This window comes from Oceaniferula marina, assembly GCF_013391475.1.
GTDB classification, from domain to species: Bacteria; Verrucomicrobiota; Verrucomicrobiia; order Verrucomicrobiales; family Akkermansiaceae; genus Oceaniferula; species Oceaniferula marina.
Map to the genome: position 1 here is coordinate 32,906 of NZ_JACBAZ010000008.1, position 12,846 is coordinate 45,751.

Here is a 12,846-nt window from a genome sequence, read left to right on the forward strand (position 1 = left end):
TTCATGCAACGCCCCTCCGCCATACGCCTCCCCCAATGGCTGCGAACCAAACCCAAGCACTTGCGCCGCAAGTGCCTTTGGGCTGGAGGGATCGCACTCTCCCTGGCTTTTTCAAGCTACTACCTCCTGCCCTTTGCCTTCCCCATCCCTGAAAAAATAGCCTCTGGCCCTGGAGACTCCGTCTTGCTGTTAGACCACAATGGCAAGGAACTTGCGCATTGGGTTCGGCCCGATTACTACCGACATCGAACCATCGACCTGGATCTCGTCCCTGAGGATTTGATCCAAGCCACCCTTGCCGCCGAAGATAAGCGTTTCTACCAACACGGCGGGATGGATTTCCGGGCCACGGCCCGAGCGATCCGCGACTCCATTGACCAAAAACGTTTTGTTTCCGGAGCTTCCACCATTACACAGCAGACGGTCAAAATTTGCTCGCAACGAGCGAGCCGAACCATCCCAACAAAAATCCGGGAATGCCTAACGGCCAGACATGTCGAAATGACCCATGGCAAGGGAGAAATCCTTTCCGCATATTTCAACCACCTCGATTACGGCAACCGCTCCCAAGGGCCGTTACAAGCGGCCCGGCATTACTTCGGCAAACCGCTGAGCCAGCTTTCCCTCGCCGAGTGCGCCTTGCTCGCCGGCCTCCCGCAAGCTCCGAGCCGACTCAACCCACGGCGCAACCCGGAAGCTGCAGTCAAACGCCGCAACTGGATCCTCGATCGTATGCGCATCGTCTATAAGCTACCCGAAGACCGTATCGAACGAGCCAAAGCCGAGCCCCTGCAACTCCAACAACGAGGCCCGACCAATCGAGCTCCGCATCTAGCAGGCCTTTTACGCCGCAACAGCAAACGCCAGGATTTGCACACCACCCTGTCCGCCGAACTGCAGCGGGATCTCACCGCCATCGCCCGACAACAAATTCAGGTCCTACGTGACAAGCACATCCAACATGCTGCGATCGTCGTCTTACACAATCAGACCGGAAACGTTCTCGCCCATGTAGGAACGCCGAATTTCCATCTCTCGAATGCTGGTCAAATCGATGCCACCCGGATTGCGCGCTCGCCGGGATCTGCCCTCAAACCCTTCACTTACCTCCTCGCCTTTGAACAAGCGGGGATGACCCCCGCCACCATCATCCCGGACATCCCCACCAGCTTTGCCGACGTCCGCGGAGAGAAATCATTCGTCAATTACAACCGACTCTACCGTGGGCCCGTCACCATCCACCACGCACTGGCCAGCTCCCTGAATATTCCCGCAGTCAGAGCGCTCAATGCCGCAGGCGGGCCAGCGCCGATGATCAAACAACTGCAACAATTCGGAGTCACCAGCCTCAAGGAAGACCCCAGACACTATGGGTTGGGACTCACCCTCGGCAGCGGTGAGATCACCCTGATGGAACTCACCAACGCCTACGCCTGCCTCGCCCGCATGGGGAAACATATTCCGATGCGCTTTTTCTCCTCCAGTCAAAGCCAACCCCTCAGCATCGCCAGCAAACCATCCTACTGGATGCTGGCCAACACCCTGAGCAACAACGCCGCACGAACAGCGGCTTTCGGACCGAACTCCCAACTCCGACTCCCCTTTCCATGCGCTGTAAAAACCGGAACCTCGACCGACTTCCGGGACAACTGGTGCCTCGGGTTTACCGCCGACTTCACTGTCGGTGTCTGGGTTGGCAATCTGGACAACACCCCGATGCGAGGCATTTCCGGAGTCACTGGTGCCGGACCGATTTTTCATGCAACGATGCTCCGGCTCCACAACAACCACCCACCGGCATGGTTCGACCAACCATCGGGCATGATCCGTTGCCATATCCACACCTCGACAGGTAAACAGTTTCCGGAAGCCAACGAGCACACCATCGAAATGCTGCTGCCGGCAGACACCCTCCCACTGATGAGCCAACGAGGAGACTTCGATACACATGGAAAAGTCATCCTCGATCAACGTTATTCCGCGTGGCTCACCTCCGAAGGTGATCGCGCACGTTATACCTTATCCTCGGACCTCAACCCACCCGCCTTCCACCATCACCCGCTGCGAATCCTCTCTCCTTCACGCGAGGCAAAGTATCTCCTCGACCCCGATCTCCCCGGAAATGGCAAGAAACTAGCGCTGCGCACTGATTTCCCCGGCAGGGCCATCTGGAGTTCCCCCACGCTGGAAATTTCTACCAAGAACGGCGAAAGCACCGCTATTCTAACTCCAGGGGTCCATCTCATTCACCTCAGAGATCACTCCGGCCGCCAGACCTCACGCTCAATCGAAGTCGAAGAGCTCTAACCAGTATCATCGATCGAATCCGGGCGTTCGATCATCGAGCCGCCCATTTCAGTTCTTCGACAAAGGCTTCCACCCAGGGCTCCAGCGCCCGGCCTAACAAACACCCAACACCCACACAAATCGGATCCGGTTTGGGCTCCACCTTTTTAATCCGAACCTCCTTTCCCATACGGGCGCTCTCAGCGACTAATGCGACTCCCAACCCGGCTTCCACCCCCAACCTCAAACTCGCAACCCCATCGAACTCACCTGCCACCTTGGCATTGATTCCCTGCTGCTTGAAATAGGTGGAAACCTCCTGCCAATATCCCGGATAATCCACACGCGACAACAATAGCAGACGCGTCTGATCCAGCTCACTGGCCTTGACCACTCGCTTGCGTGACAATGCATGTTCACGGGGAACCGCAAGAGCAAACGACTCCCGTCTCAAGGTTGTCCAATCGATATCCACCTCGCCGCTTGATACCCCGATAACCAAATCAAACCGGCCGTCACGCAATCCCGAAATCATTTCCTCACTGGTGCTGTCCGCAATCGTGATTCGGACACGCGCATGCATCTGGGCAAAACGCCCCATCGCCTGCTGTAACAACGCTCCTCCCAATGAAGGAGCATAGCCCACTCGTATTTCCTCACCATCCACCTCGCGTTGCATTTGCAACTCAATCCGATCCACCTGAGCCAACATCTCCTCACCCAAACGCTTAACCACCTCACCCGCGCGAGTCAGTTGAATCGATTTCGGCCCGCGATCAAATAAACTCCACCCGGTGTCGTTTTCAAACACCGCCATTTGTCGGCTCAAGGCTGGTTGGGTCAGTCTGAGCCGCTTTGCTGCCGCTGAAATATTCATATCATGACAAACCTCCACAAAATGCCTGAGATGCTCCATGTTCATGCCTGATCCTAGAATCAAATAATCTGATATTCAAGCATCAGATTTAGTTATACTAAGCATAACATCATGGAATTAGCCAAAACCAGCCATTCGGGACATATTCCAAGTATGACTTCAAGCACACAGCGAACCCCAGAAAAGATTCCATTGCCTGACTCCATCAGGATTCGGCGTTCCGATGATCGCGGACATATCAACCACGGCTGGCTCGATGCCCGCCATAGCTTTTCCTTCGGCAATTACTACGACCCGGACCACATGGGCTTTGGAAGTCTGCGGGTCATCAATGACGACCGTATTGCTCCGGGCAAAGGCTTTGATATGCATCCCCATTCGGCCATGGAAATATTTACTTACATCATTTCAGGAGAACTGGAACACCGGGACTCCATGGGAAATGGCCGAATCATCAAAGCCGGCGAGTTCCAATATATGTCCGCAGGCGATGGAGTCATGCACTCCGAATCCAATCCCTCGACAGAACAAAGCGTTCACTTGCTTCAAATCTGGATCACACCAAACCAATCTGGTGGGCCCCCTCTCTATGCCGACATGGATACCAACGCCCTGAAAAAGAAAAACAGCCTGAGTCTCTTTGCCTCTCGAGATGGCAGAAACGGATCCCAAACCATGCGACAGAATGCCGAAATCTTTTTTGGCCATCTCGAGAGTGGAGCAAAACCGTTCGTCCCACCGCAATCACCATTTGACCAACACTACCTTCACCTGATCAAAGGCCAACTCGACCTCGCCGGACACACGCTTCATCAGGGGGATGCAGCCATGATCCATGGAGCTACCCCTGGTATCGTCGCCAACGAAGATGCCGAGTTCCTTTATTTCAATCTCTCATCAACAAACCAACCACAAAAATAAGCATGAACATCCTATCCATCGGAGCTTCAAGCAGCTCCAAATCCATCAACCAACAATTCGCAGACTACGCAGCATCCACAATAGAACATGCCAAGCGTAGCAGCTATCCTCTCCGGGGAATTCAGATGCCCATCTACAGTGAAGATGAGGAATCACAACATGGCATTCCGCAAGAAGCGCAACAATTTCTCGATACCATCCACGCCCATGACGCCGTCATTCTCTCACTAGCAGAGCACAATGGATCGTACACAGCCGCATTCAAAAACCTGCTCGATTGGACCTCACGTATCAACCAAACCTTATGGTCGGAAAAACCCATGCTCCTGCTAAGCACCTCTCCCGGAGCACGCGGAGGGTCGTCGGTTTTGGCGGCGGCAACAGCAAGCTTCCCCCACCTGGGAGCCAACATCGTCGCAACGATGAGCTTACCCAGTTTTTATGAAAATTTCGGCGAGGATGGCATTACGAACAACGACCTCGCATCCCAACTCAACCAAGCCGTCAACGAGCTTATTCAATCTGTCACCACATCGTAACCAACAACTCCATTCATTATGAAAAACATACCCACCATCGCCGGAGCTCTGCTCGGACTCGCCTTCATCACCTTTGGTTTAAATCACTTTCTGCATTTCATCCCCATGGGGGGAGGACCACCAGAGGGGTCACCTCCGGCCCTGTTCTTTGCGGCCATCGTCCCCACAGGATTCCTCACCTTTGTCAAAATCTGTGAAATTCTGGGTGGCATTCTCGTCAGCATTCCCAAAACACGAAATCTTGGACTCCTGGTTCTCGGTCCGATTGTTGTCAACATTCTGGCATTCAACATCCTCATTGCCGGAGGCTCAGCCGTATTCCAAGCACCCGTGATCGCGGTCTCCCTGCTCTCAGCCTACCTGCTGTGGCATGGTCGCGAGGCCTTTGGCGGCTTAGTCAATGCCTCGAGCAAGTAATCCACCCTAGGAAGTAGACTAGCGATCTGTCGCCCCTCTGCCCCTGCCCCCTGATTGCGCCACCACATCCCAAGCCCTTGCCCCGAGCCCTTGCCTCCACGAGACATCCCCTGCACTCGGCAGGGAAAGAGGGCAAGGCTTTGGATGTCGTATTTCTCCATGAGCTTGCATTGACAAATCCCCATCCCCGTGGGATCAATCCGTCATGCAGACTGAGATCATCACCAACCGCGAAGTAAAGGCCGTACAAATCCCCAGCGGGGACCCGTTCAACCTGCCAGCTGGAACGGCTGTGATTATTACTCAAACCTTGGGTGGCTCTTTCACCGTTGCCACGCAATCCGGCTTGGCCCGCATTTCTTCTGAAGACGCTGACGCGCTCGGAATCGACCCCAATGAAACCAAACCAAGCGGCAACGATGACCTTCCGGAAGATGCCTCCTTGGAAGACAGAGTCTGGAACCAACTCAAACAAGTTTTCGACCCTGAAATTCCAGTCGACATCGTCAACCTCGGCCTCGTCTATGACTGCGTGCTTGATGAAGAAGACGGAAAAACCACGGTTCACATCAAAATGACCCTGACAGCTCCCGGTTGCGGCATGGGTCCCGTCATCGCTGCAGACGCCCAGGCCCGGGTCATGTCACTCGATGGCATCGTCGATGCCCACGTCGACCTCGTCTGGGATCCAGCTTGGAATCAGGACATGATTTCCGAAGAAGGAAAAATGAAACTGGGAATGATCTAACCCGGCTCCACTCCACCCTCCAGACAGGAGGAACAATCGGCACCACTCCACTGCCGACTAAAGTGGCCTGAAAACCAAGCCACTTTGATCACCTTGCAGGATGAGCTCCCATACGATCATAGTATGGGTATCTTATGAAGCTCCTCGCGTCGATCACCCTCTTGCTGCTGGCGAACCAGGCAGCACTCACTGCACCATTCAAACTTTCCCGGGCCATCATTAACAAACCGGGAACTGTACTTACGTCTTCGCCAAAAATCGAGATCCCCAAAGGTCTGATTGTTCAAGGGTCCGAAGTGCACTACAAGGTCACCAGCACCAACAGCAGCCAAGCAATCAGTGATTTCACCTGCCACTTTGGATTCGATCACATGAGGGGAATGCAAGCCTTCCAGAAACCTCAAGGAAGCAACACCAACTTCTTCAAGGCCGATTGGTATGGTCAGAATGTTGTCAAGGTCACCATCACCAACAAACGCACTGGTGAAGTTACACATTTAACCGACAAGCCCTTTTGCCACTTTGCTTCGCGCCAGGTCCTGGGTGGCAATGCAGACCTACTATCAAAAGAGGCGTGCAGCAACATTCGTCGAGGAGACATCCATGACATCCGCAAACCAGAAAAGGGCATGGCCTATCTACCGAAAGATATTTCCCGGGGAGACTCCTCTTCCGAGCAGCTAACCAAAGGATTCTTCGAAACCACCGAGCCAAGGATCTTCCAAACGAAAAAAGGCACCTTGATCGCTGCGATCCAAGCGAGGCGCATTGGCAAAAATGATGCACCTGCGGGACAGGGCATCGTCGTCAAGCGGAGCACCGACCAAGGTTCCAGCTGGACTCATGAACTCCTGCTTGATCAAGACGCCAACGACGTCTGGGGGTACTCAGCCCTCGTCGAAGTCGACAGCACCCTTTACTGCTACGCGGTAGCCGGTCATCCGGGGCACCAGGATGCCAACCGTAAAATCCGGGGGATTTACTATTATACCAGCCAAGATGAAGGAAAAACATGGAGCCAAAGAAAACGTCACGACCAACTTTCCGCCCTCATCGGGATTGAACCGTCCAAACCCATTCCCTCGGGCGCTTCACCTAACTGCAATATCCTTGTTGTTCCCAGGATGACACTTGATGGCAACAAAGCACCTGAGGGGCATGGATTGCTCTTCTCAACCTACGCCCACGGCTACATCTGGGCATCGATCGACGGAGGCAAGTCATGGAGGATGGTCGCCGATCACCGCAGCTATGCCGACGCCAAAAACAATGGTTATCAACACCCGGTCCAAATTGAAAACGAACTCGCATGGTGCACTCTGGACAATCCTGAAGGTGACATCTACATGGTCTGGCGCAGACAATCTTTCAAAGGATACAAAAACGAGTACCTCGTATCCAGACACTTCCGCTCCGGAAAGCTCGGAATGAAGGTCAAAAAAATCTACAATCAGGAGCTCAAAAATATCCAGGCCAGACGCTGCCACTTTGGCATCCGTAAAATTGCGGAGGGGCAGCACAAAGGAAAAATTCTACTCGCCACGCAAGGGTCAGGGTCGAGGAACCATATTCGACTCGGGCTCTCCAGGATGCCTCTGAACAAAAACAGCAGCATCCCATCCAAGCTGTTCGATGAGGTGACCGTCATGAAAGACATCGGTTGGGGATACTGTGACATCACCTATCTGAATGCGGCCCATCCGGCCCACCAGTCCATGGGAAAAGATGCCATTTTTATCCTCGGAGAAAGCGAGCCCATCCACACAAAAACCTATCAATTCATCCCTCTCAAACCAAGCGGCAAAGGAAAAAACGAACGCTACAGCACCACCGCCTTTACCCTGAGCGTAGAATATTTTGAGTTCTTGAAAAAGCAATGATCCCGTCCATGATCTGAGGCATCAACCGGCGACCTCCAACGATTTCCGTCATTATGCCCTGTTACCAGGCAGGTAACAGCGTGGGCCGGGCTATCAACAGCATCCGCACACAAACATTCAAGGACTGGGAACTCATCGTCGTCGATGATGGCAGCAGTGACCACAGCATCGACGAAATTCTCAACCACGTCAGACAAGATCAGCGTGTCTGCCTGATCCGGCAACCGCACCAGGGAGTCGTTGCGGCATCCAACCATGGCTTCGAACACGCGAGGGGCGCCACGATCGCCCGCATGGATGCCGATGACGTTTCGCGTCCCCGCCGCTTGGAATGCCAACTTGAATACCTGCATGCACATCGTGACCTGGGAGCTGTGTCATGCCAGGTTCACTTCGCCGGAGATTCGTCTCTGGCCGGTGGCTACGCCCACCACGTTCACTGGACCAATAGCTGCCGGGACGCCGCGAGCATCGAACGAAACCGCTTCATCGACCTTCCCGTCCCTCATCCCACCCTGCTCTACCGCAGGGAGATCATTGAGCAACACGGCCACTACCGCCACGGCGATTTTCCGGAAGACTACGAACTCATTCTGCGCTGGATTTCACAAGGTGTCAGCATCGGCAAAACCGAGGACATCCTCTTCGATTGGTATGACCCGCCAAGCCGCCTGTCACGCAATGACACCCGCTACCACATGAGCGCCTTCCACCAGTGTAAAGCCCCCTACCTCCTCAAAGCCCTCCAAAAGAACGGTACCGACACCCGGGATCTCTGGATCTGGGGCGCTGGCCGTCCATCGCGAAAATCGGCACGCCCACTTGAGCATGTCTGGAAGCAAGCCTCCGGCTTCATCGATATCGACCCTGCAAAAATCGGCCGCCAACTTCACGGTCGCCCCGTGGTCTCACCAAACGACCTCCCGCCTCCGGAACAGGCGGTTATCGTCAGTTACGTTGGGACCAGAGGTGCGCACCAAAATATCCGGGAATGCCTGCTGTCAGCGGGGCGAAGGGAAGGTATCGATTTTTGGATCGCGGCTTAATGCCGGACCATCGCCCCAGAGCGACATCAAAGCTGCAGGCCTGTGCCAGGCATCTCATCACGAACTTGATCCATCCGGAATTCACCCATGCCGGCCTCAGCGGCCCAATCAGGCCAGTGGTTGATCGCGGTCAATACCTCCTCCAATAGCTGATGGCAGCCATCGACCCTCATGTTTTTTCCCATCTGCAAAAGATCAGCCACACTCACGTGCGCATGTTTTCCATTCACCCTCGCGGCCCGAACATCCGAAACCAAGGGGTTGGACGATCTCGTCAAATCATACGCCGGGGACAACTGCCACTCGCCGTCGGGAGTCATCAAAAAAGCATGGTTCTTTGCGTGATCATCATCATTTCCCGCAAGGACATTGAAGCAAGCTCGCCTGAACACCTTCTGAACCTCGGCTTCATTCCGAGTGAGTCGTCGGGTCTGTTCCAATAGATCTTCATAATCCATGCCCTCCCTAATCAAGGTATGGGTCAAACCTGAGTAAGTGTGCACATGCCGCTTGGACTCCCCAGGCCGGTCAAAGCGCTTGGAAATAAAATGACAAGCACCGTGACTACCACACAACAAGCCGGTCTCGGCCATAAGAATCCCCGCCGCTTTAGCCATCAAGGAATAAGCGTATTCTTCCTTTCCTTGCTCATATTCCGGATCCAGGTCGAACTTCAACAACCAACGGTCGAAGCCCGAGGGTAAGCGGCCACCACCGGCACAGGCTTTGGAAAAATCATGATTAAACCCGAGCAAGACCTTCGGCTGGGCACCACCGGATGACAAACCGGAGCGCATCAAGCCCGGCAACATCGACTCGGTATCCCCCTGAAGCAGGGCATGCGCATTTTTTACCAGGTCTGCAACCTCAACCGTCAGTTCCTCACGAAAACTCCCCGCACTCACCGATGGACTATAAGCCATCGCACCCATGGCATGCTCACCGGTACAAGCCAATTTTTGCAATGGTGTCACCTTTTCCCAGGGAATCCCTTTATCCTCGAAATAACACATCATCATCTGCTCCCCCCACCAATCTGGTAAACTATCGGCAAACAAACCGAACAAAGGACCATACGAAGGTGAAGGCGTTTGAACCGGCCCTTCCAGATGAGTAGGCAAATAGATTGGCGAAAGCTCAATTCCGCGGGCCGTCCACCCGGGGAAGTATTCAAAGTGAATCCCACCGGCTTCAGACTCTGTCAAATATCCGATAACACTGCGCTCGGATCCCCCCATATATCGCACTTCTACCTTCATCACATCCATTGCCAGTGATCATACCCGCACACCACCTCTTGGCAACTCCCGATCAGGCGAGGCCTACAGACTAGGCCTACAGACGAGGTCAACAGAAGCATGTCACAGGGATGTCAAATCCGTCACTTGCACTCTTTTGTTCATCGCGTAGGATGCTATCGGTTATCATCTGACACCATATCATATTATTTATGAAAACAACCCTACTGACTACAGCCATGGCGGCTCTCGGTCTTGCTCTTTCCCCGCTCTATGCGACGGATGGAGAAGCCAGTCCCGAAACGACCGCCGAAGCCCAAGCTGCCGAAACCATCTCCACCTACGTCATCCAATACAGTGGCGGAGGATGAGGCGTCGCCCGCAGAGCCGGTCTGGCTCTGAAAACACAGGAAGGCATCCAAACCATCCTCCTTTCCGGACTCCGTGCCACCGTGGTCATGGACGAAGGCAAAGAACTCGATAAGGAGAAAACAACCAAGGCATTCAAAGCCAAAGGGCTCCCGGTCAAATCATTCGAGAAAACCGAAACCCCCGTCCCCGCCGCAACCTACCAATTGATGGTGGCCGGCACCGGATGAGCGGAAACAAACGAAAAGGTCCGTGTGGCCTTGGAAAAAATTGATGGTATTCAAGCTGCCTACGTCAATAACGGCATCAGCTTGCATCTCGAAACCAAAGACGGCTACGATCAAAAAAAGATCGCCGCCGCGCTCAAACCCTTCAAACTCAAAATCAAAGAAGCCAAACAGCTCGAAGGTTCCCCCTTCGAAGCCAGCCCGGCAACAAGCTAACAAACACCCCCGTTGGTAACCATCCGAGCGGTCGTTGTCCCATAGACAACGACCGTTTTTTATGCCCCCGAACCAAGAGCTTCGAGCCACACGAAAGCTTATGGCATCACAATCAACAACAAAAAGGGAGAACGTTTACTCGCTTTGGCCCGTCGGATACAACAGCATTCGACAAAGGACGCCTCCCTCTCCAGCACCCAGGATAACACCTGTGCCGCTTCGGTATCCCCACCGGAATGCCCAGGATAACACATCACGGAAAGCACCCCACCCGACCCAAGCAAACGCAACGCTTGATCCATGGCCATCAAGCTTGAATCCCCATGGGTAATCACCTGCTTGTCTGCACCCGGTAAGTAGCCAAGATTGAACATCACAGCTTGAATCTTTCCCAAAAAGCGTTCTCCGATCTGATCCAACATCCGTTCATGCCCGCAACAAAACAATTGATACGATGCCGCAGAAATGCCGCCATCTTCAAGTCGCTGCCGACTTTTCCCAATGGCGGCCGTTTGAATATCAAAACCAAAAAGGCGGCCACCTGCCCCCACCAGACCAGCTAAAAACAAGGCGTCGTGACCATTACCCAGAGTTGCATCCACCACAGAACTCCCCGGGGTCACACGCTCTTGCAAAAAAGCATGCCCCCAATGGATCAGACTCCCCTCAACCGTCAGCTCCTTCATGTGCAGTCAATGATGTTAAGCCAATTACAATGCTGCCAGATCCAGATCAGGATCAAGCTGATGCTCTCCACATAAATATTCGGCAAAATGGCGAGCCACATAGGGAGCCATCAACGACCCCTTCGACCCCAACCCGTTGAAAAATCCAACGGATTCCAAATCCGGGTGCATCCCCACCACCGGCTGACTGTTGCGAATAATCGGGCGAACCCCCGCCTCATGGTCAATGACCTCAAAAGGCACCGGAACCCAACGCTTCAACTTCGTCAGGACTTCCTCCTTCCCCTCTTCACTCGGAATGGAATCAAGCTGGTCCCAGTTATAATTTGCTCCGCCCTTCCAAACACCCCCGCCACGAGGGGCAATCCAGCCGTCGGCGTGATACCGTGAAGATTCATCCATACCATCAAGCCAAAGTGTCAACACCTCCCCTTTCGCACTCCGGTGAGGAAGATCGCCAAACCAACCATCCCCACCAAGGCCATACGCGCCAAGACACAAAATCAATCGTCGGGCTTCCACCCCCTGCCACTGCACCCATCCACTCTCAAAACTTACGTCCTCCTGTGAAAACTCCCCCTCCATCCACGCCTCGTGCCGAATCAAGCGCTCCATGGCCACCCGCAAAAAGACCTTGGTATCCAACCACGCTCCGGATTCCATGCGAAGAGCTCCCCACGGAGCTTCCACCGTCGCACGATCCGTCATCTCCCCCCACCGTCGAACCTCGTCATCCTTCGCCAACCACTTCCCCCGTTGTTTTTCATCACCTAAAATCCGAACCACGGGCTGGGAATGATAAAATTTCCGCCCGGATCTGATTTCCAGCCGATGATAAAACTCTTCGGCATAATGCAAACAAGCGTCCTGCCGCCAAGCAGGATTCAAGCCTTTACCTGTCAAGGGAGTGACCAATCCGGCAGCGACTCTGGATGAGGCTCCCTTGTCCTTCCGGTCTACAACCATGACCGACTTCCCTCGGTCGAGCAGATGCATCGCCAAGCAACTTCCAGCGAGACCTTGTCCCATCACCAAATAATCAACCTGCGCCATACCTACGACTATCATAAAACAGGAAGTTGAACACGCTTCAATTACTCCTCAGCCCAGAAAGCATTTCGCCTCAACTCTCGATGATGAAAATTGAGGTGAAATGGCAACCTGTAGGGGATTAACGACGCTCCGCTCCGTCCATGCGGTATCCCATCTGCTCTTCCGCAGATGGAGTAGATCAATTCGCCGCATACTCCCTTCGGGTTAGTGCGGCTGGCGTTCGCCCCCTACGGGTTCTCGTCCCTACTTTGAGCTCCCCCTATAAAGCAATTCACCCCAACTCTCAGGATGGAGAGCTGGGGTGAAATGGCAACCTGTACGGGATTGACTGCGCTCCGCTCCG

The 12,846-nt window shown here is 54.0% G+C and carries 14 protein-coding genes; 10 read left to right on the forward strand and 4 right to left on the reverse strand.

From position 1 onward, the window contains the following. Positions 1-3: 3 nt before the first annotated feature. Positions 4-2,307 (forward strand): penicillin-binding protein 1C, encoded by a 2,304-nt coding sequence (gene pbpC, locus HW115_RS15700; RefSeq protein ID WP_178933905.1) that lies wholly within the window; start codon positions 4-6, stop codon positions 2,305-2,307. A 31-nt stretch (positions 2,308-2,338) separates the two neighbouring features. On the opposite strand, the gene HW115_RS15705 is transcribed toward pbpC, so the two are convergent. After that, positions 2,339-3,208 (reverse strand): LysR family transcriptional regulator, encoded by an 870-nt coding sequence (locus tag HW115_RS15705; protein WP_319609382.1) that lies wholly within the window; start codon positions 3,206-3,208, stop codon positions 2,339-2,341. Positions 3,209-3,274: 66 nt separating this feature from the next. On the opposite strand from HW115_RS15705, the gene HW115_RS15710 reads away from it, so the two are divergent. The 6 genes from HW115_RS15710 (at position 3,275) to HW115_RS15735 (ending at position 8,714) form a co-directional block, all read left to right on the forward strand. Further along, positions 3,275-4,084: a pirin family protein gene (locus HW115_RS15710; protein WP_227021580.1), complete on the forward strand. Its 810-nt coding sequence runs from the start codon at positions 3,275-3,277 to the stop codon at positions 4,082-4,084. A gap of 2 nt (positions 4,085-4,086) precedes the next feature. Further along, positions 4,087-4,623, forward strand: a complete 537-nt coding sequence (locus tag HW115_RS15715) for an NADPH-dependent FMN reductase (protein ID WP_178933907.1) — start codon at positions 4,087-4,089, stop codon at positions 4,621-4,623. Between the two features lie 18 nt (positions 4,624-4,641). Next, positions 4,642-5,040, forward strand: a complete 399-nt coding sequence (locus tag HW115_RS15720) for a hypothetical protein (protein ID WP_178933908.1) — start codon at positions 4,642-4,644, stop codon at positions 5,038-5,040. Positions 5,041-5,245: 205 nt separating this feature from the next. Beyond that, a complete protein-coding gene (gene sufT / locus HW115_RS15725) occupies positions 5,246-5,788 on the forward strand; it encodes a putative Fe-S cluster assembly protein SufT (protein WP_178933909.1) in 543 nt (180 codons plus the stop codon). A gap of 134 nt (positions 5,789-5,922) precedes the next feature. Next, on the forward strand, positions 5,923-7,668 hold the full coding sequence (locus HW115_RS15730; RefSeq protein WP_178933910.1) for a sialidase family protein: 1,746 nt from the start codon (positions 5,923-5,925) through the stop codon (positions 7,666-7,668). Between the two features lie 41 nt (positions 7,669-7,709). Further along, a complete protein-coding gene (locus tag HW115_RS15735) occupies positions 7,710-8,714 on the forward strand; it encodes a glycosyltransferase family 2 protein (protein WP_319609411.1) in 1,005 nt (334 codons plus the stop codon). A 26-nt stretch (positions 8,715-8,740) separates the two neighbouring features. On the opposite strand, the gene HW115_RS15740 is transcribed toward HW115_RS15735, so the two are convergent. Next, positions 8,741-9,973 (reverse strand): type II toxin-antitoxin system HipA family toxin, encoded by a 1,233-nt coding sequence (locus HW115_RS15740; RefSeq protein ID WP_227021598.1) that lies wholly within the window; start codon positions 9,971-9,973, stop codon positions 8,741-8,743. 191 nt (positions 9,974-10,164) lie between these two features. Between HW115_RS15740 and HW115_RS15745 the strand changes: the two genes are divergently transcribed. The 3 genes from HW115_RS15745 to HW115_RS15755 all read left to right on the forward strand — a co-directional run bounded on the left by HW115_RS15745 (position 10,165) and on the right by HW115_RS15755 (position 10,764). After that, complete coding sequence (locus tag HW115_RS15745; RefSeq protein ID WP_178933913.1) at positions 10,165-10,323, forward strand: hypothetical protein; 159 nt, start codon at positions 10,165-10,167, stop codon at positions 10,321-10,323. 87 nt (positions 10,324-10,410) lie between these two features. Further along, positions 10,411-10,551, forward strand: coding sequence for a hypothetical protein (locus HW115_RS15750; RefSeq protein WP_178933914.1), 141 nt, complete (start codon positions 10,411-10,413; stop codon positions 10,549-10,551). A gap of 24 nt (positions 10,552-10,575) precedes the next feature. After that, complete coding sequence (locus HW115_RS15755; protein ID WP_227021581.1) at positions 10,576-10,764, forward strand: hypothetical protein; 189 nt, start codon at positions 10,576-10,578, stop codon at positions 10,762-10,764. A 98-nt stretch (positions 10,765-10,862) separates the two neighbouring features. Here HW115_RS15755 and mnmM read toward each other — a convergent pair whose 3' ends face one another. After that, positions 10,863-11,450 (reverse strand): tRNA 5-(aminomethyl)-2-thiouridylate-methyltransferase MnmM, encoded by a 588-nt coding sequence (gene mnmM / locus HW115_RS15760; protein WP_178933916.1) that lies wholly within the window; start codon positions 11,448-11,450, stop codon positions 10,863-10,865. Between the two features lie 24 nt (positions 11,451-11,474). Beyond that, the gene (locus HW115_RS15765; RefSeq protein ID WP_178933917.1) at positions 11,475-12,503 is read right to left on the reverse strand and encodes an NAD(P)/FAD-dependent oxidoreductase; all 1,029 of its coding nucleotides are present in this window, start codon (positions 12,501-12,503) and stop codon (positions 11,475-11,477) included. Positions 12,504-12,846 lie beyond the last annotated feature (343 nt).

Coding starts and splice junctions, on each gene's coding strand:
- pbpC (WP_178933905.1), top strand. CDS start 4: ATGCAACGCCCCTCCGCCATACGCCTCCCCCAATGGCTGCGAACCAAA.
- HW115_RS15705 (WP_319609382.1), bottom strand. CDS start 3,208: ATGAACATGGAGCATCTCAGGCATTTTGTGGAGGTTTGTCATGATATG.
- HW115_RS15710 (WP_227021580.1), top strand. CDS start 3,275: ATGGAATTAGCCAAAACCAGCCATTCGGGACATATTCCAAGTATGACT.
- HW115_RS15715 (WP_178933907.1), top strand. CDS start 4,087: ATGAACATCCTATCCATCGGAGCTTCAAGCAGCTCCAAATCCATCAAC.
- HW115_RS15720 (WP_178933908.1), top strand. CDS start 4,642: ATGAAAAACATACCCACCATCGCCGGAGCTCTGCTCGGACTCGCCTTC.
- sufT (WP_178933909.1), top strand. CDS start 5,246: ATGCAGACTGAGATCATCACCAACCGCGAAGTAAAGGCCGTACAAATC.
- HW115_RS15730 (WP_178933910.1), top strand. CDS start 5,923: ATGAAGCTCCTCGCGTCGATCACCCTCTTGCTGCTGGCGAACCAGGCA.
- HW115_RS15740 (WP_227021598.1), bottom strand. CDS start 9,973: ATGAAGGTAGAAGTGCGATATATGGGGGGATCCGAGCGCAGTGTTATC.
- HW115_RS15745 (WP_178933913.1), top strand. CDS start 10,165: ATGAAAACAACCCTACTGACTACAGCCATGGCGGCTCTCGGTCTTGCT.
- HW115_RS15750 (WP_178933914.1), top strand. CDS start 10,411: ATGGACGAAGGCAAAGAACTCGATAAGGAGAAAACAACCAAGGCATTC.
- mnmM (WP_178933916.1), bottom strand. CDS start 11,450: ATGAAGGAGCTGACGGTTGAGGGGAGTCTGATCCATTGGGGGCATGCT.
- HW115_RS15765 (WP_178933917.1), bottom strand. CDS start 12,503: ATGGCGCAGGTTGATTATTTGGTGATGGGACAAGGTCTCGCTGGAAGT.